A 16133-nucleotide genomic window follows, 5' to 3' on the forward strand; every position below is an offset into this window, starting at 1 on the left:
ATTTTTATTGAAGCCCACACTGCATGACCTCCACCCCCGCCAACACCACCGCTGCCAAAAAAGACGTCCAGAAACTGCAGCGAGCCATCATCGATGGCCTGGAAGATGTGAAAGCGGTGGACATCCAGGTGTTTGACACGGAACACATCACCTCGCTGTTCGAGCGCGTAATCATCGCCTCGGGCACGTCCAACCGGCAGACCAAGGCATTGGCCGCCAGCGTGCGTGATGCGGTGCGCGATGCCGGTTTTTCCAAGCCGCGCATCGAGGGCGAAGAAAACGGCGAGTGGATCATCGTGGATTGCGGCGCGGCCGTGGCGCACATCATGCAGCCGACCATCCGCCAGTACTACCACCTGGAAGAACTGTGGGGCGACAAACCCGTCAAGCTCAAGCTCGGTGCGCCGGCGCCGCTGGTCAAGGCGTCCAAATCCGAACCCGAGGAAGCCCCCAAGCTGGCCAAAGGCCGAGTAACTGGCAAGACCACCGCCAAATCGGCGAAGGCGTCCGGAAAAGTGGCAGCCAAACCCGTCGCGAAAAAAGCCGCCCGCACCGATGACGGCACCTATGTCGGCCGCGTCGGCAAGACCAACGACTGGACTGCCAAGCGCAATGCCGCCGCGCAGGCGGCTGAGCCGGCGGCCAAACCGGCTGCGAAGAAAACAGCGGTCAAGACACCCATCGTGAAGATTCCTGCCACCAAAAAAGTGACGGCCCGAAAAACTACCGCCAAGACTGCAGCCAAAACCGCAGCCAAAAAACCTGCCGCCCGGAAAACCACCACCCGGAGCCCATGAGGCTGACGATTGTCGCTGTCGGCCAGAAGGTGCCCGACTGGGCGCAGACTGCCTACGACGACTACGCCAAACGTTTCCCGCCCGAGCTGAAAGTCGAGCTCAAGGCCGTCAAGACCGAGCCACGCGCTTCCAAAACACTGGAGAACCTGCTGGCGGCAGAACGCCAGCGCATAGAGGCCGTGCTGCCCAAAGGCACGCGAATTGTGGCGCTGGACGAGCGGGGTACGGCGGTCACCACGGTGGCGCTGTCGGCAAAACTCACCGGCTGGCAGCTTGAAGGTGACGATGTCGCCATCATCATCGGCGGGCCGGACGGGCTGGACCCGGGCTTCAAGCAGGCCGCGCATGAGCGTTTGCGCCTGTCGGACCTGACCCTGCCGCATGCCATGGTGCGTGTGCTGCTGATCGAGCAGCTTTACCGCGCCTGGAGCATCACGGTCAATCATCCCTATCACAGAGAATGAGCCCCCACGTTCGTTCACTGCGTGTAACTCTCTGCCCCCCGAGGGGGCCGCTGCGCCTGCGGACTGGCAAAGCCAGATCCGCGGCCCCTGCTTGAAAAAGCGAGCGTCCACCACTTCGCTGTATGACCGACTTTATTTATCTCGCTTCTCAAAGCCCGAGGCGGCGCCAGTTGCTGGAGCAGCTGGGCGTTTCCTGCGAGCTCTTGCTGGCGGATGCTGGCGAAGACAGTGAGGCGCTTGAATCCGTCCTTGGCGGCGAGTCGCCGACCGCCTATGTGCAGCGCGTCACGCTGCTCAAGCTCGACGCTGCCGTCGCCCGCTTGAAAAAACGCGGCCCGCCGGCTGCGCCCGTGTTGTGTTCCGATACTACGGTGGCGCTGGGCCGCCGCATTTACGGCAAACCTGAGGATGAAGCCGATGCCGCGCGCATGCTCGGCGAACTGGCCGGCACCACGCACCGCGTGCTGACCGCGGTGGCCGTGCAGTCAGGACGCAAGCGTCTGCAGGCCCTGAGCGTGTCGCGCGTGACCTTCGCACCCATGAGCCAGGCGCAAATCCGCGCCTACGTAGCTTCGGGGGAACCCATGGGCAAGGCCGGTGCCTACGCGGTGCAGGGCAGGGTGGCCATGTTCATCAGCCATATCAGCGGCAGCTATTCGGGCATCATGGGTTTGCCCCTGCATGAAACGGCAGGGCTGCTGCGCGCAGCCGGCCTGAAAATATAGAGTCAACGACATGCAACAAGACATCCTGATCAACTGGTCACCCCAGGAAACCCGTGTGGCGGTGGTCGAATACGGCGCGGTACAGGAGCTGCACGTCGAGCGCACCCTGGAGCGCGGCCTGGTCGGCAACGTCTACCTCGGCAAGGTGGTGCGGGTGCTGCCGGGCATGCAGTCGGCCTTCATCGACATCGGCCTGGAACGGGCCGCGTTTTTGCATGTGGCCGATCTGATGAGCAGCATCAACAACCGCCATACTGACGCCGATGGCGCGGCCAATCCTGCGGCGGCTCCGAAGCCGATTGAAAAGCAACTGTTCGAGGGCCAGGCCATCATGGTGCAAGTGCTCAAGGACCCGATAGGCACCAAGGGCGCCCGGCTGACCGCCCAGGTCAGCATCGCGGGCCGTCTGTTGGTATTTCTGCCGCAGGACAATCACATCGGCGTATCGCAGAAGATTCCGGTCGCGCAGCGCGAGGAACTGCGTCAGCGCCTGCAGGCCCTGACAGGCGACCTGGGTGGTGGTTTTATCCTGCGCACCAATGGCGAGGACGCGACGGACGCGGAGCTGGGCGAGGACATCGCCTATTTGCGCAAGACCTGGGCCCGCATCAAGGATGCCGCTCTCCGGCTGCCGCCAACGTCGGTGTTGCACCAGGACCTGAGCCTGCTGCAACGCGTGCTGCGCGACATGGTGGTGGAAAACACCCAGAGCATACGCATCGATTCGCGCGAGCAGTTCGACAAACTCAGGCTGTTCGCCACCGAGTTCATGCCGGCCACCCTGCAACGGCTGCAACTGCACAGCGGCGAGCGACCGATTTTTGATCTGTTCAACATCGATGAGGAAATCGCCAAGGCCCTGGGCCGGCGTGTCGACCTCAAGTCCGGCGGCTACCTGATCGTCGACCAGACCGAGGCCCTGACCACGGTGGACGTCAACACCGGCGGTTTTGTCGGCGCGCGTAATTTCGACGACACCATCTTCAAAACCAACCTCGAGGCCTCACTGGCGATTGCCCGGCAACTGCGTCTGCGCAATCTGGGCGGCATCGTGATTGTGGATTTTATTGACATGATGCAGGCCGGCCACCGCGATGCGGTGCTGGCAGAGTTCCAGAAGCAGCTGGCACGCGACCGCATCAAGACCAGCGTGAATGGCTTTTCGGCGCTGGGCCTGCTGGAGATGACGCGCAAGCGCACGCGCGAATCGCTGGCGCACCAGCTGTGTGAGCCCTGCAGCGCCTGCATGGGCAAGGGCGTGGTCAAAACAGCGCGCAGCATTGGGTACGACATCCTGCGTGAAATCCTGCGCGAGGCGCGCCAGTTCAATCCCAAAGAGTTCAGGGTGATTGCATCCCCGAAAGTAATAGAGCTGTTTCTTGATGAGGAAAGCCAGCACCTGGCCGGCCTGAGCGACTTCATTGGCAAGCCGATTTCCCTGCAGGCCGAAGCGGCGATGGCGCAGGAACAATACGATATCGTGCTGTTGTGAGTGCCAAGCCGAAACGCCCGATTCCGATTCTGGTTTACCACCAGATCAGTGAAGCGCCACCCAAAGGGGCGCCGTTTCGCAGCCTGTACGTGTCGCCGCAGTCCTTCGCGCGGCAGATGGCTTTGCTCAAGCTGCTGGGTTACCAGGGCCTGTCCATGGCTGCGCTGCTGCCTTATCTGCGCGGCGAGAAAAGTGGCAAGGTGGTCGGCATCACGTTTGACGACGGTTACCAGAACAACCTGAGCCACGCTTTGCCGGTGCTGGTGCGCCATGGCTTTTCATCCACCTGTTATGTGGTCAGCAATCTGCTGGGCAAAACCAATGTCTGGGACAGTGCCATCGGCATTGCGCAAGTGCCGTTGATGAACGGCGATGAGTTGCGCCAGTGGGTGGCGGAGGGCCAGGAAGTCGGTTCGCACACGCAGAACCACGCCCGCCTGCTGCAATGTGATGCCCCTGCCGCGCTGGCCGAAATGACGCAGGACAAGGCTGCACTGGAGAACCTGTTGGATGTGCCGGTCCGGCATTTCTGCTACCCCTTTGGCGAATACGCACCGGAACATGTGGCTATGGCGCAGCAGGCGGGCTTTTTAACTGTCACAACCACGCGGCGCGGCCGAAGCACGGTGCGAGGCGATTTACTGGAACTGCCGCGCGTGCCCGTTGTGCGCTCGACCAGCCTGCCTGTTTTCTGGCTCAAGGTGGCGACCGGTTATGAAGACCGCAAACGCCCATGAGCCCGCCACGCCGTTTGCGCATTGCCGTCCTGAACCGGGTCTTTGAGACCACCGGCGGCGGGGCAGAGCGCTACTCCGTCGCGCTGGTTGAGCAGCTAGCGCAACGCCATGAGGTGCATGTGTTTGCGCAGCAGATCAAGCATGACGCGCCCGGCGTGACCTATCACAAGGTGGTCATGCCACTGCGCAAGCCGCGCTGGATCAACCAGCTCTGGTATGCCTTTGCGACCTGGCGGGCTACGCGCAACGGTTTTGACATTGTCCATTCGCATGAGAACACCTGGCACGGCCAGGTGCAGACCGTGCATGTGCTGCCGGTGAAACACAACCTCTTTCATGGCCGTACCGGTTTCAAGCTGGTGTTGCGATGGCTCAAAGTCATCACCAGCCCGCGTTTGCTGGCCTACCTCTGGCTGGAGCGCATGCGCTTTGCGCCTCAAGGCAACAGGCGGGTGGTGGTGACCTCGACCAGCCTGGGTGACACCATGGCGGCCACTTATCCCGCCTCGGTGCCGGCAACAAGCGTGATCACACCGGGTGTGCACTTGCCCGAAGCAAGCAGTGATGCCGACAAACGTGTAGCCCGCCAGCAACTGGGTCTGCCGGTGGCGGGCCGGTGTTTGCTGTTTGTCGGCAATGACTATAAAAAGAAGGGGCTGGACACATTGCTACAAGCCATGGCCAGTCTGCCAGACGATGTCGTTCTCGCTGTCGTGGGGAGTGCCGCCCATATTTCAGCTTATGCCCGGCAGGCTGAAACTGCGGGAATTGCAAAGCGTGTGTTTTTTCTTGGTGCATTACCAGACGTGATGCTTGCCTACCGCGCCGCTGACATTCTGGTGCATCCGACACTGGAGGATACCTTCGCCATGGTGGTGCTGGAGGCCATGGTCCATGGCCTGCCGGTGGTGGTGAGTGGCGCGGCCTATTGCGGCATCTCGGGCTTGTTAAGCCCTGGGCAGAATGCGCTGATTCTTGAGGACCCGCGAGATGCACAGGAACTGGCCCAGATACTCAATCAGCTTTTAGGGGACGCCGCGCTGAGGCAGCAACTGGGCGAACAGGCACGGGCTTTTGCCAGCCACTACCAATGGCAGGACATCGCGCGCCAGCAGGAAGCCGTATACCTGTCGGCGCTCAAGCCACCAGCTTGAAATGCTTGCGGCTGAAGTCGCGTCCCACACGTCTGCTCACCAGGCGTCTTGAATGAAATCGGCAATTCGCCCTTTAAACACGGGAATAGTTTGCTATTGTTTTGTCGTGTCCGTGGGAGGTGGGAGACCTGACTCTCGTGATCCAAAGGCGTTACGTATAAAGGCCGGACACCAATGTTTTACAGGGTTCAAGCGGCGGTTAGTTGTTCCACGCGAATAGGCTTCGCAGCCCAGCAATTGCGCCTGCGACCGCTGCAATGGAAAGAATTGCCGCTATCGCGATGACAGCCCAAGCAATCAGGGGGTGATTCAGAAACCTGTTCTTGATCACGTTGGTCAGGTTGCCACCCCGATCTCGGATGTACTGCTCATATGCGCTCGACAGAGTTGTGAGCATTTCTGCTTGTTGTAAGTCGTAGAAGTCTTCCAATGACATATGGGGTTGAATCATTGCCTTGTTTGTGACTCCTTGTTCGATGTGACGCACATCTGACAGGTACAGCACTTCGATTTCATCCTTTCGCTTCGAAAACGCCTCGGAACAAAGAGCTTGAAGCTCTTTTTCGGCAAGCAGTAGTCCTCTCTGGCTCATGACATCAATTGCTGTCGTCACAATGGTCAACGCGCTTTCCCTGAGTTCCGCTTCGAGCACTTTGTGCATTGCCACGACCGTCTCTGAACCAAAGAGAATTTCGCGCGCATTGGACCGCTGCTTTTCCTCGGTAAACCGCTCCATCATTCGGTGGTTTCTTTCGTCGAAACGAAGATTTAGAAGTTTCGTGAATTCATCTCTCATTGTTTGGCCTGCCATTCGAGGATTCGGGAGGATTCGGGGTCAGATTCCAATTAATGTACTTTCTGGTCACGCTGCAGCCAAAATCAAATGCCCCATTTCTGCCTTTGCAGGTCGAACTTTGATCTCAATGTCGTAGCCCAACCGCGTCAAGCAATCCATGAGCTTGCGCTCAGAGAGGTTGGTGAAGTCGCCGCGCATCATGTCGGAGACTTTGGGCTGCGTGATGCCCATGCGTTTGGCGGCTGCTTGCTGCGTCAGTCCAAGCGTGCCCATGGCTTTTCTGATCTCGATAACCAAGCCAGTTTTAATTTTTAGTTTTTCAGCATCGGGAAGGCCGAGGTCAGCAAACACGTTGCCGGAACCACTATGGACTTCTACGCCATCAATCAATCGAGTTTTCATTTTCGCAGCTCCTTTGCAAACGCCTCGGCAATTTTGAGCCGCGCGTGAACGATGTCCATTTCTTCCTTCGGTGTGGCGATCCCGCGCTTGCTCTTCTTCTGGAAGCAGTGAAGGACAAACACTGCCTCTGCAAACTTCACGGTGTAAACGGCACGGTAGGTGCCACCCACATCGTCTTCCACCACCTCAAGCACACCGGCTCCACTAAAGCCCTTGAGCACCTTGGCTGAATCATGCTTATCGCCAGCCTGTGCCAGCGACAAAGCAAAGCCGAAAAACCGTCGCACTTCCGTTGGCAGATCCAATAAATCCTTGTAGCTGCTCCCTATCCATTCGAGCGGTCTTTCATCAATTGGCATAGGCATAAATATACATGAACTGGTATATTAATTCAATTTGCGATCTATGCTTTGAGTTTGAGAGCGACGCATAGAGCGCACATTCCGACATCTTTAATCAGGTCAGGGGGGCGAGGGTCAGATCCCATTTCCCACGAATACTACAAAAACAATAGCAAACTATTCCCGTGTTCAAGGGGCGGGCTGCCGATTTAATTCAGGACGCCTGGTGAGCAGGCAGCAAAGGCTTCGACAAGCTCAGCCCGAACGGGGGTGTAGCGTTTAAACGAACAGCATTGTGCTCAAGCCACCAGCTTGAAGTGTTTGCGGCTGAAGTCGAGGCCGGTAAGCTTTTCCAGCCTGCGCATCAGGTGGTATTTGTTTTCCTTGCGGGTGGGCTGGTAAGCCGGATCAATCCGCAGCTCCTGCTCGGCACCGGTCGCCAGCCACTCTTTCGCTACGGCGGGATGCGTGCCATGAAAGGCCTCCAGGGCGCGCGCGTCGAACTGGCTGTAGTGCACTTCCATCTTGGTCGAGCTCGCCCAGTATTTGCTGACCTGGTCGAGTTTTTTCTGCATGTCTTCGTTGCGGCGAATCCAGCCGTAGTGAAAGATGTGCGCATTGGCCAGCGCTGCCTTGGGATTTCGCGGTTTTTTGTGATCGGTTGTGACCAGCCAGTACTGGCCGTCGGGCGCGTAGGAGCGAATGGTGTTGCGGATCAGCCGGCATTCGCGCCGGTACCAGCCTGGGCTGACCGAGACCCACTGCGCCGATCCGTAGAAGTGCCGGTAGTCGAACACCAGCGCCTCGACCTCGGGGTTGGCGTGGTGCCGCTCGACACTGGCGCGGATGACGGGCAGGTCGTCCTCGTGGACCACCTCGTCGCCTTCGAGGTAAAACGCCCAGTCACCGGTGCAGGCGTACTGGGCGATCATTTTCTGCTGAGCGTACACAAAACCCCGGTCGCCCATTCGTTCGTTCCAGAGGGTTTCGATCACGCGGATTTTCGGGTCGCCGATGGCCAGCACACGCGCCAGTGTGTCGTCATTGCCACTCCCTACCGCCACCACAAATTCGTCCACCAGCGGCAGCAACGAACGGATGGATGCTTCAAAGGGAAAGCCCAGCTCAACGCCGTTGCGGATGAAGGTGAAACCACTGATGGAAATTGTCATGACAGTTGCACCACCGGTGCGCTTTGCGAAAGATCGGAGTCGTACAAACCGAGCTTGTACAGGCGGGCATAGGGGCCGTCGCGGTTGATCAGTTCGGCATGGGTGCCGGTCTCCACAATCCGGCCAGCGTCCATGACGACGATCCGGCTGGCATGCTGCACCGTGGACAGGCGGTGCGCGATGACCAGCGTTGTGCGGTTGCGCATCAGGCGCTGCAGCGCTTCCTGCACCGCGCGTTCGGATTCGGTGTCCAGCGCCGAGGTGGCCTCATCCAGGATCAGCACGGGCGCGTCTTTGTAGAGCGCGCGGGCAATTGCCAGGCGCTGGCGCTGGCCGCCCGATAACTGCGTCGCGTTATGACCGGCCAGGGTGTCCATGCCTTGCGGCAGGTCGGCCACAAAACGCTCGAGGTTGGCGGCCTGCAGGCAACGCTGCACGCGTTCGCGGTCCAGCTCGGCGCCTAGCGCCACATTCACGGCAATGCTGTCGTTGAGCATCACCACATGCTGGCTGACCAGTGCAAACTGGCTGCGCAATGCATCTATCTGCCATTCGCGGAGGTCGTGGTCATCGAGTTCGATGACACCTGATGTGGGCTCTAAAAAACGCGGCAGCAGGTTGACCAGCGTGGTTTTACCGGCGCCCGAAGCGCCCACCAGCGCCACCGTTTCACCGGGGTGAATGGTCAGGTTGACCGAGTCCACAGCCGTCGCACCCTCGTTTCCATAGGCCACGCGTGCGTCGATGAACCGGATGTGGCCCTCTGCCCTGGGCTTGGAAAAGCTGCCGCCTTGTTCATCCGGTGTTTTCTCCATCAGATCGAGTCCACGCTCCAGCGCCGCCAGGCCGCGGGTGATCGGGCTGGCGACTTCCGACAAGTGTTTGATGGGGGCGACCAGCATCAGCATGGCCGTCACAAACGCCACAAAGGAGCCGACCGAGGTGCCGTCGGTCGCACTTTGCATCAGGGCCACCGAAATCACGGCGGACAGCGCCACGGCCGCCAGCATCTGCGTGGTGGGAGTCATGGCCGCAGACGCCGCGATGGACTTCATGGAGAGCCGCCGCAACGCATCACTGAGCTGCGCGAAACGCTTGGCCTGATCGGCCTGCGCCGCATGCAGCCGAATATCACGGTGTGCCAGCACGTTTTCTTCGACCACGTAAGCCAGCGAGTCGGTCGCGCTCTGGCTGGCCTTGGTGAGCCGGTATAGACGGCTGGAGAGCACTCGCATGACCCAGGCCACAGCCGGGATCAGCAGCGTCACAATCAGGGTCAGCTTCCAGTTCAGGTACAACAGATAGCTCGACAGGGCCAACAGGGTCAAGGTGTCCCGCGTCAGGCCCATGACCGAATTGACCAGCATGGATGAGCCGTTTTGCACCTCATAGACCACCGTGTTGGCCAGGGCGCTGGCCGACTGGCTCGAAAACAGGTCCAGCCGCGCCGACAGCAGCTTGCCGAACATGGCCTTGCGCAGCTCAAGCAACCCCAGATTTGTGACCTTGGCCAGCGCAATTTGCGCCACAAAACCGGCAAAACCGCGCACGCCGAACAACAGGATCAGCGCCACGGGAATCACCCACAGGTCAATACCGCCTTTCTGGAAACCCTTGTCCAGCAAGGGCTGCAGCAGGGCCGGCACCAGCGGCTCGGTGGCGGACGCCACCACGGTGGCGCCTATGGCAATGGCCCAGGCGCTACGGGACTGGTTGAAATAAGGCCAGATGCGTCGCAGGCGTTGCTTGATGGGCGCTGGCGAAACCGTTTCGCCGGGGGGAACGGTGCCGCGTGTCAAGCCGAAACCCCGGACTCCGAAGCCGACTGGCCGACCGGTGTTTGCATCAGCCCCGCAAGCACACGGGTAAAGTTCACTGCGATTTTTGGCATGGATGCCGCCTGGAGGACCATAGAGTCAACAAGCCAGCATTATCGTGGAACAATTGACGGCCAATTCCTACAAGCCCTCTTGTTCGCAGCATTCACAATCATCAACTTGATCAGGCAGGTGGATGGCAGCGGCTGATTCGGACTTCAACACATCACGCACCATGAGCCTTTCCGTCATCATCATCACCAAAAACGAAGAGGCCAATTTGCAGGCATGCCTGGAGTCCGTTCGATTTGCAGACCAATGGGTCGTGGTTGACAACGCCAGCACGGACAACACGCGGGCCATTGCCAGTGCCTTCGGGGCGGAGGTGACGCAAACCCAGGCATGGCCTGGTTTTGGCCCACAAAAAAACTTCGCCCTTAGCCTGGCCAGACACGACTGGGTCCTCTCCATCGATGCCGACGAACGCGTCACACCGGAACTGGCGCTGGAGATTCACAAGGCCATGCAAAACCGCGCCGCCGATGCGTTCGAGATTCCGCGTCTCACGCAATTTTGCGGGCAATGGATCCATCATTGCGGCTGGACCCCTGATCGTGTGCTGCGACTGTTCCGGCGCGGCCAGGCCGGCTTCAGCGACGACCTGGTGCACGAACGCGTCATCCTCAAATCCGGCGCCGTGGTGCGTTTGAATACCCGCCTGCTGCATTACAGCTACCCGACCCCCGCGCACTACTGGCGCAAGCTGGAGCAATACAGCCTGGCCTGGGCCCAGCAGGCCCATGCGCGCGGCAGGACCAGCTCCATGCTGCGGGCGGTAACATCAGGCCTGATGGCCTTCCTTAAAAGTTATATTTTCCGCCTTGGCATCCTCGACGGCAGCATGGGTTTCGCCGTGTGCGCGATGCAGGCCCAAGCCGCCTTCGGCAAATACTTCACCTTGTATTGTTTGAACCAACAAAATGCATCCAAAAAAATCTGATCATTCCTTACCCGCGTCCTGCCTGCCGGGACGACGCAGCCTGATCGCTGGCTTGACCAGCCTGGGCGCGCTGACCATGGTGCCGGCATCCTGGGCCCAGTTCCGGGTTGAAGTGTCCGGCGTGGGCCTGACCCAGTTGCCGATTGCCATTGCATCGTTCCGAGGTGATGCGCAGTCCCCGCAAAAAATTGCAGCGATCGTGCAGGCCGATCTGGAAAGAAGCGGCCAGTTTCGTGCGGTGGACGCCAGCGGCAACCCACTCGACGAAAGCTCCCGGCCCGACCTGTCTGTGTGGCGCCAACGCGCCGCCGACTCTTTGCTGACCGGCAGCGTCACACGTCTGGCCGACGGGCGCTACGATGTGCGTTGCCGCCTCTGGGATGTGGTGCGTGGGCAGGACCTGGGCGGCCAAAGTTATGTGGTGCCGCAGAGTGATCTGCGTCTGTCGGCGCACCGGATCGCCGACTTTGTTTACGAAAAATTGACTGGCGAAAAAGGCGTTTTTTCCACCCGCATCGCCTATGTGACCAAGGCCGGCACGCGTTACAACCTGTGGGTGGCAGATTCCGACGGCGAAGGCGCGCAGTCGGCGCTGGCCAGCCCCGAGCCGATTATTTCTCCGTCATGGTCCCCCAATGGCTCGCAGCTAGCCTATGTGTCCTTTGAGTCGCGCAAGCCGGTGATTTATGCTCACGATGTGGCCTCGGGCAAACGTCGGCTGCTGGCCAATTTCCGCGGCTCCAACAGCGCACCGGCCTGGTCGCCCGATGGCAACCAGTTGGTCGCCACGCTGAGCCGAGATGGAGGCTCGCAACTTTATGCGATTGCGGCTGCAGGCGGCGAGCCACGTCGCCTCACGCAATCGGCCAGCATCGATACCGAACCGGCGTTTTCCCCAGACGGCCGCTCCATTTATTTTGTGAGTGACCGCGGTGGTTCGCCGCAGATTTACCGCATGGGTGCAAGCGGCAGCAATGTAGAACGTGTCACCTTTACCGGGAGTTACAACATATCGCCTGCCATCAGCCCGGACGGACGCTGGCTGGCCTATATTTCACGCATAGGCGGCGCTTTCAAACTGCACGTCATGGAACTGGGCATGGGAACTGCGGTGGCCATCACTGACACCAACGGCGATGAAAGCCCGAGTTTTGCGCCAAACAGCCGTCTCATCGTTTACGCCACGCAGCAGCAAGGCCGCGAAGCCCTGCTGACCACCACGCTGGACGGAAAAATCAAAGCCCGCCTGACCGGCTCCACCGGAGACATACGCGAGCCTGACTGGGGACCTTTCCAGAGGTAAACCAGCAGCGCTGATCATCCTCCTTTTAATTTTTAGCCAAGGTTTTTATGAAACGCATCCTCTCTCTCTCCGCCATCATCACCCTGACTGCTGTCATTGTCGGCTGCAGTTCCGGCGTCAAGCTCAATGATGTTCCGGTCGAAAACCGGGCACCGGTCGCGACAGCCCCAGGCGGCACGGGCGATGCCTCCGGCGTGACCGGTCGCGACGTAGCCCCCGTACTGATCGGCGCGACCGATCCTTCGCTTGCCGGACCTACCGGTGCCGCGCGCGTGATTTATTTTGACTACGACAGCTTTGCCATCAAGCCCGAAGCCCAGAGCACCGTCGAAGCCCATGCCCGTTTTCTGAGCGCCAACAAGGCCCGCAAACTGGTCATCGAAGGCAGCACCGATGAGCGCGGTGGCCGCGAATACAACTTGGCGCTGGGCCAGAAACGCGCCGAGGCCGTGCGCCGCGCTCTGGGCTTGCTGGGGGCAACCGACGCGCAAGTTGAAGCCGTCAGCTTCGGTGAAGAAAAACCTGCTGCGACGGGAATGGATGAGGATTCCTACGCCAAGAACCGCCGCGCTGAATTCAACTACCGTTAAGCCGGAGCCCCAATCTTGAAGCACTTCAGGAGTGTCCTGGCCGCTGTGGCCTGCTTGGTTGCGTTCAATGCGCACGCCGGCCTGTTCGAAGATGACGAGGCCCGCAAGGCGATTCTCGAGATGCGCCAGCGGCTCGATGTGTCGCAACAGCGGATGACCGAGGATTTGCGCAAGGCCAACGAGGACAACGCGCAACTCAGGCGCAGCCTGCTGGAGCTGTCCGGTCAGATCGATGCACTGCGCAATGAGATGGCACAAATGCGCGGACAGAGCGAGCAGGTGACCCGCCAGTTGTCCGAGGTCCAGCGCCTCCAGAAGGATATGTCCCAGGGGCTGGACAACCGGCTCAGCAAGTTCGAGCCGTCCAAGGTCACGGTCGATGGCAGGGAGTTTGTCGCAGAGCCGGCTGAAAAGCAGGAATTTGAGGCGGCTCTGGCGGTTCTGCGCAAAGGCGAATTTGCGCTGGCGCAGACAGCTTTCAGCAGTTTCCTCAAGCGTTACCCGCAAAGTGGTTATAAGGCGCCCGCCCTGTTCTGGCTCGGCAACGCGCAATATGCCTTGCGCAACTACCGCGATGCCATCACCAATTTCCGCGCATTGGTGGCCACCGATACGGAGCACGTCCGCGCGCCCGAGGCCGTGCTGGCCGTGGCCAACTGCCAGGTCGAGCTCAAGGACATCAAGGGTGCGCGTAAAACGCTGGAAGATCTGCTCAAAGCCTATCCCCAGTCGGAAGCCGCTTCGGTGGCCAAGGATCGCCTGAGCAAACTGAAATAAATACCCCCACGCTTGTCGCTTCGCGTGCCTTCGGCGGTGTGCTGCCCCTTGCACGAAGAAGAGGGGCTGATTTCCCTTGGGGCGGCCCGGCGGAAAAAACGTAGCCACGGGAAAAGGGTTAGGGCTCATCGACGATATACAGCCCTAAAATCGGGGCATGGACATCTCCCAGCTCAACACCCTCACCACCCAGGTTCTCTGGGCGGCCTTCATCCTCTCCATGCTGTTTGGCGCCATCACCCAGCGCACGCATTTTTGCACCATGGGTGCGGTCAGCGACATCCTCAACATGGGCGACTGGACCCGCATGCGCATGTGGGGCATGGCCATTGGGGTGGCAATGATCGGCTTTTATGGCATGGCAGCGGCCGGTTTGATCGACCCGTCCAAAACCCTGTATGCGTCGAACCGTTTCATTTGGCTGTCTGCATTGGTGGGCGGCGGACTGTTTGGCTTCGGCATGGTGCTGGCCTCGGGTTGCGGTAGCAAGACGCTGGTGCGCATAGGCGGCGGCAACCTCAAGTCGCTGGTGGTGTTTGTGGTCATGGGTGTGGCCGCGTTTGCCACGCTCAAGGGCCTCACCGCCGTACTGCGTGTGGCCACGGTAGACAGAGTGGCCGTCGACTTCACCAGCCACGCGGCCCTTTCGAACTGGGCTGGTGCCGCAGCAGGAACATCCCCCGCATTGGCCGGGCTGGTCATTGCTGTTGTGCTCGGTGGCAGCCTGATCGTATGGGCCTTGCTGGGCACGGAGTTCCGCCGCTTTGACAACCTGCTTGCCGGACTGGGCATTGGCGCGCTGGTTGCGGCCATGTGGTGGGTCAGCGGCCATTTGGGTTATGTGGCCGAGCACCCCGACACCTTGCAGGAGGCCTTTCTGGCCACAAACTCCGGCCGCATGGAGGCGTTGAGTTTTGTCTCGCCCGTGGCCTACACGGTAGACTGGTTCATGTTTTTCAGCGACAAAAGCAAGCTGCTGACCATCGGCATTGTGTCGGTGTTTGGCGTGGTCACCGGCTCGGCCGTGTATTCACTGCTCTCGCGCAGTTTCCGCTGGGAAGGTTTCCGCGACGCCGAAGACACCGGCAACCATCTGGTGGGCGCGGTGTTGATGGGGGTGGGCGGCGTGACCGCCATGGGCTGCACCATCGGCCAGGGTTTGTCGGGCATATCGACCTTGAGCGCGACCAGCTTCGTGGCGGTGGCCGCCATTCTGGCAGGCTGCGTGGCGGGTGTGCGCTACCAGATCTGGCGGCTGGAAGGTTGATGGCCCCCATGCTTGTCGCTTCGCGTGCCTTAGGCGGTGCGGTGCGCTGCCCCTTGCACGAAGAAGAGGGGCTGATTTCCCTTGGGGCGGCCCGGCGGGAAATTGCAAGTGACTGAAATTGCGAATCAGACGCCCGCAGCCGATCTGGAGCGACGCTTCGGCGGTCTGGCGCGCCTTTACGGCACGGCAGGCGCAAAAAAGATCCGCGCGGCCCATGTGGTGGTGGTGGGGCTGGGCGGCGTCGGATCCTGGGCCGCCGAGGCGCTGGCGCGCAGCGGCGTGGCGCGGCTCACGCTGATTGACCTGGATCACATCACCGAGTCCAACATCAACCGCCAGATCCATGCACTGGACAGCACGCTCGGGCAGGCCAAGGTGCTGGCCATGCAGGAACGTATTGCGCACATCAACCCCGACTGTGAAGTCCACTGCATCGAAGAATTTGTCGATGCCGCCAACTGGCCCGTGATCGCCGGGCTGCAAGGCAGCGAGCGCGTGTCCGTGATCGATGCCTGTGACCAGGTCAAGGCCAAAACGGCGATGGCGGCCTGGGCCGTCAAAAACAAAATCAACTTGATCAGCGTTGGTGCGGCCGGTGGCAAGCGCCACGCGCACAAGGTCGACATCGACGACCTCGCGCAGGTCACGCACGACCCCTTGCTGGCGCAACTGCGTTACCGGCTGCGCAAGGAGCAGGGCGCGGCGCGCAAGGGAAAAATCGGCGTGTCCTGTGTGTTCAGCCGCGAGGCTGTGATGCAGCCGGCGGAACCTGTCGTCGCCGGGCCTGATGACAACGAAGGCCAGACCTGTGCGGTGTCCTGCGACGAACAAAGCGATGGCAGCCTCAATTGCCACGGCTACGGCTCGGTTGTCAGCGTGACCTCGACTTTCGGCCTGTGTGCAGCCGGCTGGGTGCTCGACAAAATTGCGGCGTGAGTTTGCAAAGCCCGAAAAAATAACGCTATAATTCAAGGCTTTGCTGCACACGATGCAGCAAAGACCGGGAAGTATCGAAAGATGCCCTCGGGGCCTTAGCTCAGTTGGTAGAGCAGCGGACTTTTAATCCGTTTGTCGTGGGTTCGACCCCCGCAGGCCCCACCAGAATTTGAAAGCGCCTGACTGCAAAGTCAGGCGCTTTTTTTGTTTCTGCACGCGATTCGTTATTCCATTTCCACAACATTAGTGCAATAATATCCTCCATCATACTTGATGGAGAAAGTCATGGCACGTCCAGTTACCGGGGATGATGAGACGATCGAAATTGCGCAAATAGCGATCTCGCAAGCCACAACGATGGAT

Annotated in this window: 17 protein-coding genes and 1 tRNA gene; 13 read left to right on the forward strand and 5 right to left on the reverse strand. The window is 60.2% G+C overall.

Features of this window, described 5'->3' with window-relative positions; genetic code table 11:
* The first annotated feature begins 23 nt into the window (after positions 1-23).
* From rsfS to Q8O29_RS02330, 6 genes are all read left to right on the forward strand, one after another.
* Positions 24-797, forward strand: coding sequence for a ribosome silencing factor (rsfS, locus tag Q8O29_RS02305; protein ID WP_305560440.1), 774 nt, complete (start codon positions 24-26; stop codon positions 795-797).
* Positions 794-1261 (forward strand): 23S rRNA (pseudouridine(1915)-N(3))-methyltransferase RlmH, encoded by a 468-nt coding sequence (gene rlmH, locus Q8O29_RS02310; protein ID WP_305560441.1) that lies wholly within the window; start codon positions 794-796, stop codon positions 1259-1261. The genes rsfS and rlmH overlap by 4 nt, the downstream gene beginning before the upstream one ends.
* 122 nt (positions 1262-1383) lie before the next feature.
* Positions 1384-1986 carry a nucleoside triphosphate pyrophosphatase gene (locus Q8O29_RS02315; RefSeq protein WP_305560442.1) on the forward strand — a complete coding sequence of 201 codons (603 nt, stop codon included), beginning with the start codon at positions 1384-1386 and terminating at the stop codon, positions 1984-1986.
* A gap of 10 nt (positions 1987-1996) precedes the next feature.
* Positions 1997-3478, forward strand: a complete 1482-nt coding sequence (rng, locus tag Q8O29_RS02320; protein WP_305560443.1) for a ribonuclease G — start codon at positions 1997-1999, stop codon at positions 3476-3478.
* A complete protein-coding gene (locus Q8O29_RS02325; RefSeq protein ID WP_305560444.1) occupies positions 3475-4215 on the forward strand; it encodes a polysaccharide deacetylase family protein in 741 nt (246 codons plus the stop codon). The genes rng and Q8O29_RS02325 overlap by 4 nt, the downstream gene beginning before the upstream one ends.
* A complete protein-coding gene (locus Q8O29_RS02330) occupies positions 4212-5369 on the forward strand; it encodes a glycosyltransferase family 4 protein (RefSeq protein WP_305560445.1) in 1158 nt (385 codons plus the stop codon). Before Q8O29_RS02325 ends, Q8O29_RS02330 begins: the two co-directional genes overlap by 4 nt.
* Before the next feature lie 199 nt (positions 5370-5568).
* Here the strand turns inward: Q8O29_RS02330 and Q8O29_RS02335 are convergent, their stop codons facing one another.
* The 5 genes from Q8O29_RS02335 to msbA form a co-directional block, all read right to left on the reverse strand.
* Positions 5569-6108: a hypothetical protein gene (locus tag Q8O29_RS02335; protein ID WP_305560446.1), complete on the reverse strand. Its 540-nt coding sequence runs from the start codon at positions 6106-6108 to the stop codon at positions 5569-5571.
* Positions 6109-6231: 123 nt separating this feature from the next.
* On the reverse strand, positions 6232-6567 hold the full coding sequence (locus Q8O29_RS02340; protein WP_305560447.1) for a helix-turn-helix domain-containing protein: 336 nt from the start codon (positions 6565-6567) through the stop codon (positions 6232-6234).
* Positions 6564-6926: a type II toxin-antitoxin system RelE/ParE family toxin gene (locus tag Q8O29_RS02345; RefSeq protein WP_305560448.1), complete on the reverse strand. Its 363-nt coding sequence runs from the start codon at positions 6924-6926 to the stop codon at positions 6564-6566. The genes Q8O29_RS02340 and Q8O29_RS02345 overlap by 4 nt, the downstream gene beginning before the upstream one ends.
* A 281-nt stretch (positions 6927-7207) precedes the next feature.
* Positions 7208-8080, reverse strand: coding sequence for a glycosyltransferase (locus tag Q8O29_RS02350; protein ID WP_305560449.1), 873 nt, complete (start codon positions 8078-8080; stop codon positions 7208-7210).
* Positions 8077-9879, reverse strand: a complete 1803-nt coding sequence (msbA, locus tag Q8O29_RS02355; protein WP_305560450.1) for a lipid A export permease/ATP-binding protein MsbA — start codon at positions 9877-9879, stop codon at positions 8077-8079. Before msbA ends, Q8O29_RS02350 begins: the two co-directional genes overlap by 4 nt.
* Positions 9880-10132: 253 nt before the next feature.
* Here msbA and Q8O29_RS02360 point away from each other — a divergent pair, with 253 nt between their 5' ends.
* The 7 genes from Q8O29_RS02360 (at position 10133) to Q8O29_RS02390 (ending at position 15935) form a co-directional block, all read left to right on the forward strand.
* A complete protein-coding gene (locus Q8O29_RS02360; RefSeq protein ID WP_305560451.1) occupies positions 10133-10897 on the forward strand; it encodes a glycosyltransferase family 2 protein in 765 nt (254 codons plus the stop codon).
* Positions 10878-12200, forward strand: coding sequence for a Tol-Pal system beta propeller repeat protein TolB (gene tolB, locus Q8O29_RS02365; protein WP_371134129.1), 1323 nt, complete (start codon positions 10878-10880; stop codon positions 12198-12200). The genes Q8O29_RS02360 and tolB overlap by 20 nt, the downstream gene beginning before the upstream one ends.
* A gap of 47 nt (positions 12201-12247) precedes the next feature.
* Positions 12248-12790: a peptidoglycan-associated lipoprotein Pal gene (gene pal, locus Q8O29_RS02370; protein ID WP_305560452.1), complete on the forward strand. Its 543-nt coding sequence runs from the start codon at positions 12248-12250 to the stop codon at positions 12788-12790.
* 45 nt (positions 12791-12835) lie between these two features.
* The gene (ybgF, locus tag Q8O29_RS02375; RefSeq protein WP_305560453.1) at positions 12836-13567 is read left to right on the forward strand and encodes a tol-pal system protein YbgF; all 732 of its coding nucleotides are present in this window, start codon (positions 12836-12838) and stop codon (positions 13565-13567) included.
* 157 nt (positions 13568-13724) lie between these two features.
* Entirely contained in the window at positions 13725-14834 is a 1110-nt protein-coding gene (locus tag Q8O29_RS02380) for a YeeE/YedE family protein (protein WP_305560454.1), read from the forward strand.
* Positions 14835-14942: 108 nt separating this feature from the next.
* On the forward strand, positions 14943-15770 hold the full coding sequence (locus Q8O29_RS02385; RefSeq protein ID WP_305560455.1) for a tRNA threonylcarbamoyladenosine dehydratase: 828 nt from the start codon (positions 14943-14945) through the stop codon (positions 15768-15770).
* Positions 15771-15859: 89 nt separating this feature from the next.
* Positions 15860-15935: transfer RNA gene (locus Q8O29_RS02390), tRNA-Lys, on the forward strand.
* Positions 15936-16133 lie beyond the last annotated feature (198 nt).

The sequence above is a fragment of the Polaromonas sp. genome, from assembly GCF_030689685.1.
Lineage (GTDB): Bacteria > Pseudomonadota > Gammaproteobacteria > Burkholderiales > Burkholderiaceae_C > Polaromonas.

What these genes read in the sequence shown, in the direction of transcription:
- Q8O29_RS02340 (WP_305560447.1), bottom strand. Translation starts at nt 6,567, where the DNA reads ATGAAAACTCGATTGATTGATGGCGTAGAAGTCCATAGTGGTTCCGGC.
- pal (WP_305560452.1), top strand. Translation starts at nt 12,248, where the DNA reads ATGAAACGCATCCTCTCTCTCTCCGCCATCATCACCCTGACTGCTGTC.
- Q8O29_RS02380 (WP_305560454.1), top strand. Translation starts at nt 13,725, where the DNA reads ATGGACATCTCCCAGCTCAACACCCTCACCACCCAGGTTCTCTGGGCG.
- Q8O29_RS02315 (WP_305560442.1), top strand. Translation starts at nt 1,384, where the DNA reads ATGACCGACTTTATTTATCTCGCTTCTCAAAGCCCGAGGCGGCGCCAG.
- rlmH (WP_305560441.1), top strand. Translation starts at nt 794, where the DNA reads ATGAGGCTGACGATTGTCGCTGTCGGCCAGAAGGTGCCCGACTGGGCG.
- Q8O29_RS02335 (WP_305560446.1), bottom strand. Translation starts at nt 6,108, where the DNA reads ATGATGGAGCGGTTTACCGAGGAAAAGCAGCGGTCCAATGCGCGCGAA.
- Q8O29_RS02330 (WP_305560445.1), top strand. Translation starts at nt 4,212, where the DNA reads ATGAGCCCGCCACGCCGTTTGCGCATTGCCGTCCTGAACCGGGTCTTT.
- rsfS (WP_305560440.1), top strand. Translation starts at nt 24, where the DNA reads ATGACCTCCACCCCCGCCAACACCACCGCTGCCAAAAAAGACGTCCAG.
- rng (WP_305560443.1), top strand. Translation starts at nt 1,997, where the DNA reads ATGCAACAAGACATCCTGATCAACTGGTCACCCCAGGAAACCCGTGTG.
- Q8O29_RS02345 (WP_305560448.1), bottom strand. Translation starts at nt 6,926, where the DNA reads ATGCCAATTGATGAAAGACCGCTCGAATGGATAGGGAGCAGCTACAAG.
- Q8O29_RS02360 (WP_305560451.1), top strand. Translation starts at nt 10,133, where the DNA reads ATGAGCCTTTCCGTCATCATCATCACCAAAAACGAAGAGGCCAATTTG.
- tolB (WP_371134129.1), top strand. Translation starts at nt 10,878, where the DNA reads ATGCATCCAAAAAAATCTGATCATTCCTTACCCGCGTCCTGCCTGCCG.
- Q8O29_RS02350 (WP_305560449.1), bottom strand. Translation starts at nt 8,080, where the DNA reads ATGACAATTTCCATCAGTGGTTTCACCTTCATCCGCAACGGCGTTGAG.